The following is a 15,901-nucleotide window of genomic DNA, read 5'->3' on the forward strand; positions in this document are numbered from 1 at the left end:
CCAATGTCGACGTCTATTTCGAGAGCCGATTGTCGGCCGAGGATATCCTGGCCTTCGGCTTCCAGAACATTGCCATCGCCGCCGGCTCTACATGGCGCCGCGATGGCGTGGCACGCGCGCATGTCGTGCCGATGCCGATCGACCCGGCCATGCCGGTGTACACGCCGGACGACCTGATGGGGGGCAATGTGCCGACCGGCAGTGTCGTGCTGTTCGACGACGACCACTATTACATGGGCGGCGTTCTGGCCGAGCTGATGGCGCGCAACGGCGCTAGGGTGACGCTGGTGACGCCGTCCGCCTATGTGTCGGACTGGACCCGCAACACGCTGGAGCAGACATCGCCGGCTGGCCGAGCTCGGCGTCGAGATCGTGCTGAACCGGATCGTGACTCACATCGTGTCGGGAGGTGTTGCCACTGCCTGCGCCTACACCGGCACCCGACACGACATCGCCGCGGACGGCGTGGTGCTGGTGACGTCGCGCCAACAGGACGACCAGGTCTGGCGCGACCTGAAAGCGCGGCGCGACGAATGGTCCGACAGTGGCATTCGCTCGATCAAGGTCATAGGCGATGCCGAGGCGCGGGGCAGCAAGGTGATCGAGGCCTGGGTCGCCAACCAGGTGCCGCAATGCGGCTACTGCCAGTCCGGTCAGGTCATGGCCGCCACCGCGCTCCTCAAGCAGACCCCGCAGCCGACCGAGGACGACATCGCCGGCGCGATGGTAAATCTCTGCCGCTGCGGCACCTACAACGCGATCTCGGCTGCCGTCCGGCAGGCCGCGCAGGCTTGAGGAGGTTTCGATGAACGACATGGCTCCCATTCACGGCCGTTTGTCGACCCGCGGCGGAGATAGCCCGCTCAACGTTTCGCGTCGCGGCTTCCTCGGCGGTGCTGCAGCACTGGTTCTTTCGGTCGCGGTGCCCGTCGGGCGGGCCCGGGCGCAGGCCGCGGCTGCCGTGGCGCCCGGCACGCGCGTCAGCGCCTTTTTGGAAATCCGCCCCGACAGCACCGTGTTGTTCCGCAGCGCCTTCATCGAAGGCGGGCAAGGCGTGTTCACCGCCATGGCGCAGATTGTCGGCGAAGAGCTGGATGTCGATCCGGCGAACTTCACGGTCGAAGGCGCTCCTCCCGGCCCCGACTATCTCCTGACCGGAGGCGGCCGCTTCACCGGCGGCAGCATGTCCGTGCGCATGAGCTATGAGGCCATGCGCAAGCTCGGCGCCTCGGCGCGACAGATGCTGTTGCAGGCTGCGGCCGAACGGCTCGGCGTGCCGATCTCGGAACTCTCAACCGAACCCGGTCGCGTGGTTCATGCTGCGTCCGGGCAGGCAGTCCCCTACGGAGAGCTCGCCGACGCCGCTGCCGGGCTACCGGTGCCAACCGATGTCGTGCTGCGCAATCCTGCCGACTTCCGCTGGATCGGCAAGCCCGTTCCGAGGCTTGACGTGCGCGAGAAGTCCACCGGACGCGCGCAGTATGCGATCGACCTCAAGATCGACAGCATGCTGCATGCCGCCGTCCAGCACAGCCCGCGCCTTGGTGGCGAACCGGGCGCGCTGGCCAACGAGAGCGAAGTCCAGGCCATGCCGGGCGTGCATTCCACCCACCGGCTGCCGGGCGCGGTAGCGGTTCTCGCCGACAGCTGGTGGCGGGCGCGCCGGGCCGTCGAAGCCCTTCGGGTGACGTGGGCGGAGCCTGCTGCCGGAACGCCTCACGCCATGCCGGCCGATTTCTCGTCGGACGCGCACAAGGAGATGCTGAAGACGATGTCGGGCGAGGGTATCGCCTTTGAGCAGGAAGGCGATGCAGCGGGTGCGCTTGCGAGCGCAGCGCGCGTTGTGGACGGCACCTATGACGCGCCGTATCTCGTGCATGGACAGCTTGTGCCGCCATCGGCGATTGCGCGCTGGAACGGGGACGGCACGCTGGAACTCTGGATCCCAAACCAGGCGCCGGAAATGTTCCAGGCAGATGCGGCGAAGGTCGCGGGCATCGAGCCGGACAAGGTCATCATCCACTCCCCTATGCTGGGCGGCTTCTTCGGCAGGCATTTTCTCTATCAGTCGGCCAATCCGTATCCGCAGGCCATACTGCTTGCGCGAGCGGCAGGCCGGCCCGTGAAGCTCGTCAGGAGTCGCGAAGAGGAATTCCTCCGCGACACGCTGCGGCCGATGAGCGCGGTGCGCTTCCGAGCCGGCCTCGATGCAAACGGTCTGCCGGTGGCGCTGGATGCGGTCGCCGTCTGCGAAGGGCCAACCGGTCGCTGGTTCGGCCGCCAGGCGGACAAGGTCGACAGTTCGGCGGTCGAGGGCATTGCCGGAAAGGTCTATGCGATCAACAACAGACGTGTCGCGCAGATCCACGTGGACGACCCGGCGATCATCGGCTTTTGGCGATCGGTCGGCCATTCGATGAACGACTTCTTCTACGAGACGTTCTTCGACGAGATGGCCGATGCCGGCCAGCAGGATCCCTATGAACTGCGGCTGCGACTCCTGGCGGGCAGTCCGCGGCATAACAATCTCCTGCAGGCGGTCGCCGATCTGTCCGGCGGGTGGAAGCGCGGTCCATTCACTGCGGAGGACGGCACACGGCGTGCACGCGGCGTGGCTATGGCCTCGCCCTTCGGCAGCGAGGTTGCGACGATTGCCGAAGTGTCGCTCAGGGATGGCGGGGTCGTGGTCCACGACGTCTGGGTTGCGATCGGGTCGTCCTGAAGTGATGCCGCAAGTGCCTGGTCGAAAAATTCACCGCCTTCCGCCGTGAGATGGAACTCCTTGCCGCCGCCGAGATCGAAGACTGGGAATCGATCGCCCCATACAAGGCGCGCGCATATCTCGATGAGCTTTCGCCGTATGATTCGTCATACGGTGAGACCACAACGGAATGTGATCAGCGCTCAGGTCAGCGGTCGATCTCGCCGAACACGATATCAAGTGAGCCGATGATTGCGGCGACATCGGCGATCATGTGCCCCCGGGACAGGAAATCCATCGCCTGCAGATGGGCGAAGGAAGGCGCGCGTATCTTGCATCGATAGGGAACGTTGCCTCCGTCCGAAACCAGATAAACGCCGAACTCGCCTTTCGGCGCCTCCACGGCAGCGTAGACTTCTCCGGCCGGCACATGAAGCCCTTCGGTATAAAGTTTGAAATGGTGGATGGTCGCTTCCATCGAGCGTTTCATCGTCGCGCGCGGTGGCGGCGTGATCTTCTGGTTCGGTATCGCGACCGGCCCCTTGCCTTCCGGCGACCGCAATTTTTCCAGGCATTGCTTCATGATCCGCACCGACTGGCGCATTTCCTCCATGCGGACGAGATACCGGTCATAGCAGTCCCCGTTCTTGCCGACGGGAATGTCGAAATCCATCTCGGAGTAACATTCGTATGGCTGCGCCTTGCGTAAATCCCATGGCGCGCCTGATCCGCGCACCATCACGCCGGAGAAACCCCAGGCCCAGGCGTCATCCAGCCCAACCGCGCCGATATCGACATTGCGTTGCTTAAAAATGCGGCTGCCAGTGAGTAAACCGTCGAGGTTGTCGCAGACTTTGAGGAACGGGTCGCAGAAGGCCCAGATGTCGTCGAGAAGCTTCGGAGGCAGGTCCTGATGCACGCCGCCGATCCTGAAATAATTCGCATGCATGCGGGCGCCGGAGGCGCGTTCATAGAAGACCATCAGCTTTTCGCGCTCTGCAAATCCCCAGAGCGGCGGGGTCAGCGCGCCGATATCCATGGCCTGTGTGGTGACGTTGAGAAGATGCGATAGGAGCCGGCCGATCTCGCAAAAAAGGACACGGATAAGTTGCCCGCGCTTTGGCACCGATATTTCGAGCAATTTCTCGGCGGCGAGGCAGAAGGCGTGCTCCTGATTCATCGGTGCGACGTAGTCGAGCCGGTCAAAATAGGGCAGGGCTTGCAGATAGTTCTTGTGCTCTATGAGTTTCTCCGTGCCACGATGGAGCAGACCGATGTGCGGATCGGCACGGTCGACGATCTCACCATCCAGTTCCAGTACCAACCGCAGGACCCCGTGGGCCGACGGATGCTGCGGTCCGAAATTGATGGTGAAGTTGCGAACAGCGGCTTCGGCCATGGCGGCTCTCCGCGACATCTGTGTTTCGTTGCTTCACGGCTTCGTCGTATGGTTCGGGTGGCCGATCAAGTTGTCGTCTGGATGATCAGCGTCAGCGTACCATCACCATCGATGTTGGCGGCCACAACCTGTGAAGAGTTGAGCCCGTTCGCCCTCAGCGCCAATGTTGCCTGAGGCGATGCATCGATGGAGTTCTGCAGACGCAGCAGATCTTGCGCACTGGTCTGGGTAATCACGGCTTCCGCCTGTGCCTTGATTTCCGCAGGTAGATCCTCGACGGCGACGATGGCAACATCGGTGAAATTCTCGCCAGGAGCCCCTTGCTCGGGCGGTATCTGGTCCGGCAGCGGCTCCAGCGGTGTCATCTGTGGGGCCTGCGGGCCGATGGTTTGCCCGTAGAGAGGCTGCGCGATGACCGCACCGGAAAGCGCGGCGACTATCGTCAATATTCGCATGATCGTTCCTTGCATGTCTCCCAGGACGATTGCAGACACAACCGTTATACCGGGCGATGGTTCCGTGGGTCGGCCGTGTTGGGCAATTTCAGCTGTTGCCCCTTATCGGCCAACCGGTTTTGTACCAATCGCACCATCACTGATCTCCATCTCGAACAGGGCCAGTTATCGATGTGCTCACAGGGCGGCCGGCACCACTTCGTACGAAACCGACAATTGGCTCCTGCGTGAGAATGCGCGATATTGGGAAATGGGACGCCCATTGGGCGACAAACTCGATTGCAAGGCTTGCGGGACATTCCCGACAACGCCACGGGGTCAACGCCAATCCATTGCAGCACGTGCGGCGCCTTCCTCGGCGAATGGGGTGAACTGCAGGACGATTTCTACCGCCAGGCTCGCGGTGCCGAGGCATTCGACCTGCGCAACGGAAACGTCATCAAGAAGTAGGGCGCGATAAGTGCAACCTGAGCGCGGCGTTGAGGCCATGGCCTCAGTGTCGGCTAGTTGACGTCGATGACGACCATCAGCCCGCCACCGCCCTTGTCCTCGACATTGTTGTTGGTCGTGTGGTGCGGGATGTGGCAGTGGATCAGCCACTTTCCGGGACGCGGCGCCTTCCAGACGACGTCATAGCGCCGTCCCGGCCCGACATTGATCGTGTCGGCAAGGAAGCGGGCCGAGGCGGGGATCGTCTCGCCGTCGCGGGCGACGACCTCGAACTGCCCGCCATGGATATGCATCGGGTGGATGAAGCCGTTGTTGGTGCCGATAAAGCGCACCTTTAACGTCTCGCCGACCTTCATGCGGATCATCTCGGTCGCGGGATACGCCTTGCCGTTGATGGTGAAGAAGTTTGGCATGCCGCCGTCCATCGGCATCGACGGGTAGGTCAGCCCTTCGCGCACCAGCCACTCCTGCAGCTCGATGACGTAGTCGTGGTCGGCTTGAATTTCGTCGGCGGGATCGATGATCAGTGCCAACGCCTTGCTTCCACAGTGGCCGGGTGAAGTCCTCATGCTCGCCCGGTCGCGGCTCCTTGTCGGCGAGCACATACAGCAGCAGGCCGAGTGGGCCCATGTAGAGGGTCACCAGGATGATCCCCCATTTCATCACCACAGGTTCGGGATTGTTGCGGTACTGATCTATGCCGACATAGAGCGTCGAGGCAGCGGCAAGAGTGAACCAGGCAACAAGAAAATAGTCGATCGGCTGGACGAGCATGGGCAGAACCTGATTCTGGATCCGTGGCTGGTGATAGCCACCCCTTTTCGATGAACGCGGCCGGCGCGTTTACGATCCAGCCAGTTGAATTTGGCAGTGATGAGTTCTGTCAGCCTTCCGCTCTTGTCGAAGCATCGCCGCGCGGTAATTCCCCTGAAGGCTGGGCGCTTTTCGCAACAGGAGCGGACCATGAAACATCAGACACTCGACCAACTGCATGCCATCGCCGGGATTGAGCCCTCGGCGCCACATTTGGAAATGACACGAAACGAGCGCATCGCGCGTTGGGCTGAACTTCTCGAGCAGAATCCCGAACGATGCCTTGGCGCATTTACAGGCACCGAACATCTGCACCCGGAGGCACGTGCCATGGCACGCGGCGAAGGGTCGGCAATTGCTGTTGCCTTCGAAGACACGGTGCTACGCGCGTCGGGCCTAAGGGATGACACGTATGGCGAGGCCAAGCGCTTCTTCGAACTGAATGACCGGCAACTGCACGACATCGTCTGCGATTGTCATGTAGGCGCTACCATGACAGCACGGTGGGCCGCCGCTCGGGTCCGCGCAGGGATCGGCGGGAACAGGTTTCTCGCATGGTTGAGGCAAAGGATCATGCACTGACCAAGAGTTGGGAATTGTCGCGTGCCCGCAGCCGTGCGATTCCCGACCGCCCCATTTCTGGATCAGCGCCTGTTCTGGCGACACAGCCGGTCAGTTACGCAGTCACTTTCCCACGTTCAGCGGGGCCAGGGCGGCGGCGTGTTAACACGACATAGGCCGTCAATATAACCAGCAACAATGGCCCGCCGGCCGCGAGAACCAACCATAGCCTGGATGCAACTCATCGAATCCGTTCGTACGTTCCGACGAGTTCTGCCTGCTCGAGCAGATGTTTTTGCGCTTCCTGCCAGATACGCTGGATGCCGGCGCTTGCCGGGATGGCAAGGTTTGGTGTGTCGAGCGCGGCCAGCTGGAAATGATAGTGATGGACGCCGTGTCCGACCGGTGGTTGAGGGCCATCATAATACGCGTTGCCAAAATCGTTCGTCGCCTGTCTTAGGGCCTGCGGACCCGGCTTGCCGCTTGCCGCCTCGGGAAGCTCCTGGGTGTCCGGGGACATGTTGAACACCGCCCAATGGCCGAATGTTCCGCTTGGCGCATCCGGATCCTGGACGACGAGAACGAAGCTCCTTGTATCATCAGGTGCCCCCGACCACTTGAGCGGCGGAGACACATTCTTGCCGTCCCGCGTATATCTTTCAGGGATTTTTGCGCCTTCGGCAAAGGCGGAACTACTGAGCGTGAGTGGCATGAGTTACTCCTTCGGGAGAGTTGCTACGCCGATGTCGGTGCATGGGGTCGACCTCAACGACCTCCCCGACGCTTGTTGTGAGAACTTTCCTGGTTCTTTCCGCGGATGATGTTCCGATCATCGGGGTCGGCAATATCCCTCAGCTTGGGTCTGAGGTTGTCCTGCCGCGGGGCTGCGCGTTCAGCGTCGGTCTTTCCCAGCTCCGTCTTCGCGTCGAAGTCCTTGCCGGCATTCTTGGTATTTTCGCGCTTTTCGATTACGCGAAGGCTTTGCTCGTGCGTTTTGTTTCCGGCCATCGACACCTCCTTTCTCGTGCAATTCGGCAGCTATTTGTTCGTTCGCATTTTCTGCCTTGGATTGATCCCGCCGGCGGTCGTCGTGTCGTTCTCGACATCGCCTTCGATTGTGTTCTCCCCTTCAAGGTCGAGCTCGTCGCCTTCCTTGATCGTGCCCTTGGAGGTTCCGATGCCCGGATTGTTCGCCAGGTCGGCATCGCTCGGCCACTTTGGATGTCTGGTCGTGGTCATGAGACAGCTCCTTCGACAGGTTCGGTTTCAAAACCACGGGCCGGCTGAAATGTTCCGGGCCATTTGCCGTTCGCCGACGGCTAAAGTCCGAACGGATAAGTGTCCGGAACACCAGCTCTTGCATGCTCCGGACCAAGCGGCGTCACCGCAGTGGTTTTGTCGAACCATACGAAGGCGTCGAATTGCTGGGGCAGGGAGGCGTCGGCATAGTGGCTGCGCAGTTCGGTCTTCGGCCGGTAGATCACCCCGATGAAGCGTTCCAGCCTGCGATCCAGGAGCCGCTCGCGCAGCGCCTCGTCGCGCTTCAGGTCGAGCAGAAAACGCGGAATGCGGCAGTCATGGCAAAGCCGCTCGTAGCTGTCGGCGTGTGAGGGCCGCACCTGCTTCACCTTCATCTCCTCGCCCCAGCCGGAGGCGGCGGCTACAGTGCCGGAATGCGTGCCCAGACCGACCAGGGCAACCTGGTCGCCGAATCGTTGCCGGCAAAGCTGGCCGATATTCAACTCGTCGCGGACAACGCCCATTTCGGTGTAGCGGGCATCTCCGATATGCGAATTGTGCGCCCAAACAACCGCCTTGGAATTCGGCCCGTTGGCGTCCAGCAGATGTTCCAGCGTTTCGAACATATGCGTGTCGCGCAGGTTCCAGGATTGTGCGCCGCCATAGTACATGATCCGGTAATAACGTTCGGCGGAGGCTATCAACCGGGCGTTCTGAGCGGCATCGAGGAAGTCGTTGCCGTCCTGTCGGGCATAGTCCAGTTGCCTGGCGAGCAGATCTCGGCATTGCTCGAGAACGGCCTGCTCGCATTCCTGGTAGCCCGAGGTCAGCGCCGCCCGGCCGTAAGTGGACGGTTCGTTTTGCCACGGGGTCAGGCAGCCATAGCGCTCGCGGGCGATCTTTGCGGCCTGCGGATCAACCCGGTCAAGATAGTCGAGAACCGCTTCTATGGACCCGTTCATGTTGTAGATGTCGAGGCCGTAGAACCCTGCTTGCCTGGATGGCTCGAGCTTCTCGTTGTGGTGACGCATCCAGTCGGTGAAGGCCGCGACATCGGTGTTGCGCCACATCCAGGTCGGAAACCGCTGGAATGGTGCAACCGCCCCCGCTCGCGGCTTGCGGTGGCGAACGTAGCGGTCGATCGCTGCGGCATCAGGCCAATCCGCCTCGACCGCAACGATTGTGAAACCGTGCTTCTCGATGAGCCTGCGGGTGATTGCCGCGCGCGCCCTATAGAACTCCGATGTGCCATGGCTTGCTTCGCCAAGCAGAATGACGCGCCGGTCGGCGAACCGATCGAACAGATCGCCGAAGGCTGGATCGTCGAAATCCGGAAGCGGTTCGGCCGCCGCCGCGATCATATCCGGCAGGCTGACCGGGGGCGGATGTCGCAGAGGACGATCGACCTCGGCGATTTCGCCGCTTTCGGCCCAGCCCTGCTCACCGATGAGAGCGACGAACCGCACGCCGCCGAAATCCTCCTCACTGTAAGTCGCGGCGCCTGTTCGGGTGACCTTGAGCAGACGTTGCGAATCCAGATCGTCGCCGACCGGAATGACAAGCCTGCCGCCGACATCGAGTTGCTCTTGCAGGGCGAGCGGCGCGCCGGGTCCGCTGGCCGCCACCACGATGGCGTCATAGGGCGCTGCCTCCGGCCAGCCCTTGGTGCCGTCGCCAGTCCTGACCGCGATGTTCTCGTAGCCAAGTCTTTCAAACCGACGCTTCGCGGTTTCGGCCAATCCGGGATGACGCTCGATCGTGTAGACCTGTTCGACGATTCGGCTCATCACGGCCGCCGCATAGCCCGAGCCGGTGCCAACCTCCAGAACGTGGTCACCAGCCTTGACAGCCGCCAACTCGATCATGAGCGCGACGATGTAGGGTTGCGATATGGTCTGGCCGTCAGCGATGGGCAGTGGCCCGTCTTCATACGCGAATTCTTCGAAGCCGGGATCGACGAAAGCCTCGCGCGGAACTTCGCGCATGGCCTGCAGGATCTCGCGATCGCGGATGCCACGCCGGCCGATATGAACATTGACCATTCGGTCGCGAGCACGAGGAAGATCGAGCATTTTCAGCTCCCTTTGGCGGCCGCTTGTCCGCAACGTTCGAGGATATCCTTCGACGATAGCCGATCAGCCACGTCCTCTGCCTTCAGCGGCTTTCTCCCGGTTCATGCCTCTAACCGCTGGAGGGCCTCAAAGTTCCTTCTGTATTGCAAGACAAGTCCATGGCCCCTTTGGAGACGCCGACGGTTTCCTGCCCAAGCGGCGCTTGGCCATTGCTTCGTACGCCATCGCCAATTTGGGCTTGCTCAGACGCGAAGTCGCTCCAGTTATCTCCAGCGAACTGATGCTGGAGAGCTGATACTGGAGATTGGGCGATGAACGACAAGGCTGCCGCGACGACGCAGGCGATCAGCCTCGAACGGATCGATCTCATGAACCGCTACTGGAGCGCCGCGAATTACATCTCGGTTGGCCAGATCTATCTGCTCGACAATCCGCTGCTGCGCGAACCCTTGAAAGCCGAGCACGTCAAGCCGCGGTTGCTCGGCCATTGGGGTACGACGCCGGGCCTCAATTTCCTCTACCTGCATCTGAACCGAATTATCCGCGAGCGTGATCTCGATGTGCTGTTTATCTGCGGTCCAGGACATGGCGGTCCGGCAATGGTCGCCAATACCTGGCTAGAGGGCACCTATGGGGAGATCTACCCCGATATCGGCCAAGGCGAAGACGGCCTGAGAAAACTGTTCCGGCAATTTTCCTTTCCAGGCGGGGTGCCAAGTCATGTGGCGCCCGAAACGCCCGGCTCCATTCATGAGGGCGGCGAACTCGGATATGCCCTGGTCCATGCTTTCGGCGCGGCGTTCGACAATCCGGATCTGGTAGTTGCCTGCGTGGTTGGCGACGGCGAGGCCGAAACCGGTCCGCTCGCGACAGCTTGGCATTCCAACAAGTTCCTGAACCCAGCCTCGGACGGTGCGGTGCTGCCGATCCTTCATCTCAACGGCTACAAGATCGCCAACCCGACGATCCTCGGCCGCATGGATGACCAGGAGCTGCGCAACCTCTTCACTGGCTATGGCTACGAACCGTTCTTTGTCGAAGGCCATGAGCCGGTCGCCATGCACCAGGCGATGGCCAAGACGCTCGACAGGGTGCTCGATCGGATCCGTTCCATTCAGGAACAGGCGCGAGGTCCGGGATGGCGTGGCGAACGTCCGCAGTGGCCGATGATCGTCCTGCGCAGCCCCAAGGGCTGGACTGGTCCGAAGGAGGTCGATGGCGAAAAAGTCGAGGGTTTCTGGCGCTCGCACCAAGTGCCGGTATCGAATGCCCGCGGCAATGACGAGCACCGCAAGATCCTGGAGACCTGGATGCGAAGCTACGAACCGGAAAAACTGTTCGACAAGGGTGGACATCTGCTGCCCGAACTCGCGGCCCTTGCTCCAACTGGAACAAAGCGCATGGGCGCAACTCCGTATGCGAATGGCGGGTTGTTGAAGCGCGACCTGGCGCTGCCGGACTGGAAAAGTCTGGCGCTCGAAGTGCCTAGGCCTGGAGGTGTTATTGCCGAAGCGACACGGATTTGTGGTGGCTATCTTCGCGAGGTCTTTCGCCTTAATGCCAAAGCGCGGAATTTCCGGCTGATGGGACCGGACGAGACGTCTTCCAATCGCCTTGACGATGTGTTCGAGGTCACGGATCGGATCTGGATGGAACGCATCGAACCCTACGACGTCCATCTTTCCCGCGACGGCCGTGTCATGGAAGCGTTGAGCGAGCATCTCTGCCAGGGTTGGCTGGAAGGCTATCTGCTCACCGGCCGCCACGGCCTCTTCTCATGCTACGAGGCGTTCATCCACATCGTCGACTCTATGGTCAACCAGCATGCGAAATGGTTGAAAACCTCCGGCGAGCTTGCCTGGCGCAAGCCGATCGCCTCGCTCAATTACCTGCTGACCTCTCATGTCTGGCGCCAGGATCACAATGGCTTCAGTCATCAGGACCCGGGCTTTGCCGACTTTGTCGCCAACAAGAAGGCCGACACGGTCAGGCTCTATTTTCCGCCGGATGCCAACACGCTGCTGTGGATTACCGACCATTGCCTGAGAACCTACAACCGCATCAATGTCATTACCGCTGGCAAGCAGCCGACGCCGCAATGGCTGTCTATCGAAGACGCTGAAGCGCACTGCAAGGCCGGCGCGGGCATTTGGGAATGGGCCGGCACGGTTTCAAAAGGCGAGGAGCCGGATGTGGTGCTGGCCTGTGCTGGCGACGTGCCGACGCTGGAAACGCTGGCTGCGACGGACATTCTTCGCTCTGCAATCCCCGATCTGAAAATCCGCGTTGTCAACGTCGTCGACCTGATGACGTTGCAGTCGAATACCGAGCATCCGCACGGCCTCACCGACCAGGCTTTCGACGCGCTGTTCACGAAAACAAGGCCGGTGATTTTTGCCTATCACGGCTATCCCTATCTCATCCACCGCCTTACCTACCGTCGTGCCAATCATGACAACATGCATGTGCACGGCTTTCGCGAGGAGGGCACCACGACGACTCCGTTCGACATGGTGGTGCTCAACAAACTCGATCGCTACCACCTCGCACTTGCAGCGATCACACGCGTGCCGGGCTTGGCCGAAAGGGCTGAAAGCCTCGCCGCCGAACTTCACGGCAGGCTGGCCAAGCACAAGGCCTATGTCCGCGAGCACGGCGAAGACATGCCCGAGATCCAGAAATGGAGTTGGCCGGCTGCGAACGGGGCTAAGGCTGGTCGATGAGTCAGTCGATCCTGGCGCTGAATGCCGGCTCGTCGAGCGTCAAGTTCGCGCTATACGATCTTGGCTCGTCGGATGGCCAGCTGCTCGTTTCGCGCGGCACTCTGGATCTGGGCGACGCGCCCAGACTGACCGCAAGGGCGGCCGATGGAACAGTGCAGTGTGATAGGCAGTTCACTGCGGACGCTCCGCATGGCGCGGGGATTGCCGAAATACTGCGTTTGGTGAAGGGCGAACTTGGTGGAAGAAAACTGATCTGCATCGGCCACCGTATCGTGCATGGCGGAAACAAGTTCAGCAAACCTGTCCGCCTGACGCCCGCTACCATTGAGGCCCTGGAAAGGCTGACCGCACTTGCGCCTTTGCATCAGCCTCGCAGTCTCGCGCCAGTTCGCGCGATAGCTGCATTGCAACCGGATCTGCCACAAGTCGGATGTTTCGATACCGCGTTCCACCACACGATCGATCCGCTTGTGCGGCGCTTTGCCCTGCCGCAAAAATATGAACGGGAAGGATTGCGGCGCTACGGATTTCATGGCCTCTCCTATGAATATATTGCTGGGCGGCTGAGCGAGATATCGCCCGCGCTCGCGGCGAAACGGACAATCGTCGCTCATCTCGGCAATGGGGCAAGCCTTTGCGCTGTGCGCGAGGGAAAAAGCGTCGATACGACGATGGGCTTTTCGGCACTGGATGGTCTTGTCATGGGTACGCGGTGCGGCGCCATCGATCCCGGCGTGCTGTTGTACTTCCTGCTGGAAAGGGGCATGGCAGCAGACGAGTTGCAAACAATGCTCTACGAGAGATCCGGACTGCTCGGGGTATCCGGCATTTCGGGCGACATGCGCATGCTGGAGGCAAGCAGCGACCCCCGCGCCCGCGAGGCGATCGAGCTTTTCGCCTTCCGCGCCGCGCGGGAAGCAGCAGCGCTCGCAAACACCATGGGTGGTTTCGAATGCCTCGTGTTCACAGCCGGCATCGGCGAACGGTCATCGTCCATCCGCAAGTCGATGTGCGAAAAATTGACTTGGCTCGGCGTGGCGCTCGATGAACTGGCCAACGACGCCCGCGCCGAGATCGTCAGCCGCCCGGACAGCAAGGTGGAAGTGCGTGTGATTGCGACTGACGAGGAAAGCGTCATCGCGCGCCATAGCCGCGCGGTGATGCAAGTCGGATCCGCAACTTAAGGCGAGCGAGCCGGCTTCTGCTCACCTTGGGACCAGCCTTGCCGTTCTTCAAGGGAGTGAGGACCAAGCGGCCTTTCACCATCGCTGCGGGGCCTAACAATCCCGTGGGATCGATCTGGATTGATCTCTCTATGGAAAGCTACGGCATTCACGGCACGCCCGAACCCGGCAAGTTCGGCACGACCTTCTCGCATGGCTGCATCCGGCTGACCAACTGGGATGTCGAAGACCTCGCTGCCATGGTGCAGAAGGGCACGAAAGTTAGCTTCAAGGACGAGATGGCGGACGCTGGCGACACGCGGCCGCAGCGTTCGCCAGCCGCGACACCGACATGGAAGCGCACGATCCCCGATTGCGGGACCAATATGGTGTCCGCGGCGGTGCGGCCGCCCGGGATGAAATCGGCTCTATGAAGCGTTCATGGAATAGGCAACGCTCAAACCAGGCGCGCTAACACTGGTGCCATTGAGCAAGACCACTCGGGCATCCGCCATGCAGCGCGCGGAGCCCTGGGAGACGGAAATGCCCGCTAGCGCCTATATCAACCGGATTGCGACAGCGGTTCCTGAACATGAGGTTCATCGGTTCTATCTGCGGTTCGCGGCCTCCATGCTCGCCGCCAATCACCGCAGGGTATTCGAACGCATGGCCGGCCTCGCCGGCATCGAGAGCCGCTATTCCTGCTTCGCACCTGCTCTCGACCCGGAAGGGCCATCCGCCGACCTTGGCGGAACCTTCATTCGCGGCGCGTTTCCAGGAACGGCCGCGAGAATGGCGATGTTCGGTGAAGCCGCCCCTGTGCTGGCGCAAAAAGCCGTCGACGGGCTGCACCTTGGCGACGAGGCGTCGCGTGTCACCCATCTCATCGTCACCACCTGCACCGGATTTTCCGCGCCCGGCATCGACTTGGACCTGGTCAAACGCTGCGGCCTGCCGGACGGCATCGAACGCACGATGATCGGGTTCATGGGCTGCTACGCGGCGATCAACGGCCTCAAGCTTGCCCGCCACATCGTCAGGTCGGATCCGCGGGCCAAGGTCCTGCTGGTCAATATCGAGCTCTGTACCTTGCATCTCAGGGAAAGCCCCGAACTGGAAAAGCTGCTGTCCTTCTGCCTCTGGGGGGATGGCTGCGCGGCAACTCTTGTCACCGCCGAGCCGCCCGGCATTGAACTCGACAGCTTTCATTGCATGGTCGCGGATGAGCGGCGCGACCTGATGAGATGGGATATTCGCGACCACGGCTTCGACATGGTTCTCTCCGGCCAGGTGCCGACGGCGATCCAAGACGTGTTGCGAAGCAACCAGGACGCCTTTCTCGGCGACCGGCCACCGGACGCGATCGACCTCTGGGCCGTGCATCCCGGCGGACGTTCGGTCCTCGATGCCGTCGAGAGGGCGCTGAAACTCGCGCCCGCCGCGCTCACGCCATCGCGCGAGGTGCTGCGCCGAAACGGCAACATGTCGTCGGCGACGGTCATGTTCGTGATGGAAGAAATGCTGAAGGCCCCATCCGGACTGCTCGGCTGCGGGATGTCGTTCGGGCCCGGACTGACGGCCGAAACCATGCTTTTTCGAACCGTGTCATGAACGCGCTCAGTCACCGCAGCCTCGTCCCGGAAATCCTTGACGGGCTTGCGGCCGACGATCCGCGGGCGCTCGCCTCGCGCCGCGACCTCCGATGGATCAACGCGTTGATGTTTCAGGCGCCGATCATGGCGTCTTTGCTCAGGAAATTCCTGCCGAGACCGCCGCACCGCATATTGGAGATCGGCGCCGGCGACGGCACCTTCATGCTCAAGCTCGGAAGGCGATTGGCACGGCACTGGCCCGAGGTAGAGCTGACCTTGCTCGACCGCGTCGGCCTTGCCAGCACCGGAACCCTCGCCGAATTCAACAGGCTGGGATGGAGCACCGAAGTCATCACCGCTGACGTCTTCGACTGGGCCGAAGGGACCGGGGGCGAGCGGTTCGACGCGATCACCGTCAATCTGTTCCTGCATCATTTCGATGACGCCGAACTCGTGCGTCTGTTTTCACTGCTGGCGTGGAAAGCCCCGCTGCTCCTGGCGACGGAACCGCTGAGGGCAAGGTTCGCGCTGGCCGCGACCCGGCTTCTCCCGGCGATCGGCGCCAACGACGTCACGCGACATGACGCGGCTCAGAGCGTGCGCGCCGGCTTTCGTGGCAGGGAGCTTTCCGACCTCTGGCTTGCGGCCGGCGGCAGGCCACTCGAGGAGCGGCGTGCCCGTCCCTTTTCGCACGTCTTCGTCGGCGCCGGGGCCCATGCCGGCTGGGGATGAC

At 61.8% G+C, this 15,901-nt stretch carries 15 protein-coding genes and 2 pseudogenes; 10 read left to right on the forward strand and 7 right to left on the reverse strand.

Annotated features, from left to right (window positions below; genetic code table 11):
- Positions 1-372: 372 nt before the first annotated feature.
- A complete protein-coding gene (locus JQK88_RS01990) occupies positions 373-795 on the forward strand; it encodes a (2Fe-2S)-binding protein (RefSeq protein WP_312037219.1) in 423 nt (140 codons plus the stop codon).
- A gap of 10 nt (positions 796-805) precedes the next feature.
- On the forward strand, positions 806-2,722 hold the full coding sequence (locus tag JQK88_RS01995; protein WP_246749720.1) for a xanthine dehydrogenase family protein molybdopterin-binding subunit: 1,917 nt from the start codon (positions 806-808) through the stop codon (positions 2,720-2,722).
- A 187-nt stretch (positions 2,723-2,909) separates the two neighbouring features.
- On the opposite strand, the gene JQK88_RS02000 is transcribed toward JQK88_RS01995, so the two are convergent.
- A complete protein-coding gene (locus JQK88_RS02000; RefSeq protein WP_246501947.1) occupies positions 2,910-4,100 on the reverse strand; it encodes an NADH-quinone oxidoreductase subunit D in 1,191 nt (396 codons plus the stop codon).
- 65 nt (positions 4,101-4,165) lie between these two features.
- Entirely contained in the window at positions 4,166-4,570 is a 405-nt protein-coding gene (locus JQK88_RS02005; RefSeq protein WP_246501945.1) for a hypothetical protein, read from the reverse strand.
- A gap of 264 nt (positions 4,571-4,834) precedes the next feature.
- On the opposite strand from JQK88_RS02005, the gene JQK88_RS02010 reads away from it, so the two are divergent.
- Positions 4,835-5,005 (forward strand): hypothetical protein, encoded by a 171-nt coding sequence (locus JQK88_RS02010; RefSeq protein ID WP_192260162.1) that lies wholly within the window; start codon positions 4,835-4,837, stop codon positions 5,003-5,005.
- A gap of 53 nt (positions 5,006-5,058) precedes the next feature.
- Here the strand turns inward: JQK88_RS02010 and JQK88_RS02015 are convergent.
- Positions 5,059-5,535 (reverse strand): annotated as a pseudogene (locus JQK88_RS02015) (multicopper oxidase domain-containing protein); the annotation flags it as partial.
- Between JQK88_RS02015 and JQK88_RS02020 the strand changes: the two are divergent.
- The gene (locus tag JQK88_RS02020) at positions 5,525-5,833 is read left to right on the forward strand and encodes a hypothetical protein (RefSeq protein ID WP_192260160.1); all 309 of its coding nucleotides are present in this window, start codon (positions 5,525-5,527) and stop codon (positions 5,831-5,833) included. The pseudogene JQK88_RS02015 and the gene JQK88_RS02020 sit on opposite strands and share 11 nt — an antisense overlap.
- A gap of 135 nt (positions 5,834-5,968) precedes the next feature.
- Positions 5,969-6,400 carry a hypothetical protein gene (locus tag JQK88_RS02025; RefSeq protein WP_192259692.1) on the forward strand — a complete coding sequence of 144 codons (432 nt, stop codon included), beginning with the start codon at positions 5,969-5,971 and terminating at the stop codon, positions 6,398-6,400.
- A gap of 220 nt (positions 6,401-6,620) precedes the next feature.
- Here JQK88_RS02025 and JQK88_RS02030 read toward each other — a convergent pair whose 3' ends face one another.
- The 4 genes from JQK88_RS02030 to JQK88_RS02045 all read right to left on the reverse strand — a co-directional run bounded on the left by JQK88_RS02030 (position 6,621) and on the right by JQK88_RS02045 (position 9,690).
- On the reverse strand, positions 6,621-7,091 hold the full coding sequence (locus JQK88_RS02030) for a YbhB/YbcL family Raf kinase inhibitor-like protein (protein WP_192259690.1): 471 nt from the start codon (positions 7,089-7,091) through the stop codon (positions 6,621-6,623).
- Between the two features lie 53 nt (positions 7,092-7,144).
- Entirely contained in the window at positions 7,145-7,387 is a 243-nt protein-coding gene (locus JQK88_RS02035; protein ID WP_192259688.1) for a hypothetical protein, read from the reverse strand.
- A gap of 30 nt (positions 7,388-7,417) precedes the next feature.
- Positions 7,418-7,618 (reverse strand): hypothetical protein, encoded by a 201-nt coding sequence (locus JQK88_RS02040; RefSeq protein WP_192259686.1) that lies wholly within the window; start codon positions 7,616-7,618, stop codon positions 7,418-7,420.
- An 80-nt stretch (positions 7,619-7,698) separates the two neighbouring features.
- The gene (locus JQK88_RS02045; protein ID WP_192259684.1) at positions 7,699-9,690 is read right to left on the reverse strand and encodes a protein-L-isoaspartate(D-aspartate) O-methyltransferase; all 1,992 of its coding nucleotides are present in this window, start codon (positions 9,688-9,690) and stop codon (positions 7,699-7,701) included.
- 311 nt (positions 9,691-10,001) lie between these two features.
- Here JQK88_RS02045 and JQK88_RS02050 point away from each other — a divergent pair, with 311 nt between their 5' ends.
- From JQK88_RS02050 to JQK88_RS02070, 5 genes and pseudogenes are all read left to right on the forward strand, one after another.
- Positions 10,002-12,413 (forward strand): phosphoketolase family protein, encoded by a 2,412-nt coding sequence (locus JQK88_RS02050; protein WP_203277308.1) that lies wholly within the window; start codon positions 10,002-10,004, stop codon positions 12,411-12,413.
- A complete protein-coding gene (locus JQK88_RS02055) occupies positions 12,410-13,597 on the forward strand; it encodes an acetate/propionate family kinase (protein WP_203277309.1) in 1,188 nt (395 codons plus the stop codon). The genes JQK88_RS02050 and JQK88_RS02055 overlap by 4 nt, the downstream gene beginning before the upstream one ends.
- 47 nt (positions 13,598-13,644) lie before the next feature.
- Positions 13,645-13,881 (forward strand): annotated as a pseudogene (locus JQK88_RS02060) (L,D-transpeptidase); the annotation flags it as partial.
- Positions 13,882-14,119: 238 nt separating this feature from the next.
- A complete protein-coding gene (locus JQK88_RS02065; RefSeq protein ID WP_192259678.1) occupies positions 14,120-15,187 on the forward strand; it encodes a type III polyketide synthase in 1,068 nt (355 codons plus the stop codon).
- Positions 15,184-15,900, forward strand: coding sequence for a methyltransferase domain-containing protein (locus JQK88_RS02070; protein ID WP_203277310.1), 717 nt, complete (start codon positions 15,184-15,186; stop codon positions 15,898-15,900). The genes JQK88_RS02065 and JQK88_RS02070 overlap by 4 nt, the downstream gene beginning before the upstream one ends.
- Position 15,901 lies beyond the last annotated feature (1 nt).

Origin of the sequence: Mesorhizobium caraganae (genome assembly GCF_016836705.1) — a bacterium.
In the GTDB taxonomy this organism is placed as follows: Bacteria; Pseudomonadota; Alphaproteobacteria; order Rhizobiales; family Rhizobiaceae; genus Mesorhizobium; species Mesorhizobium caraganae.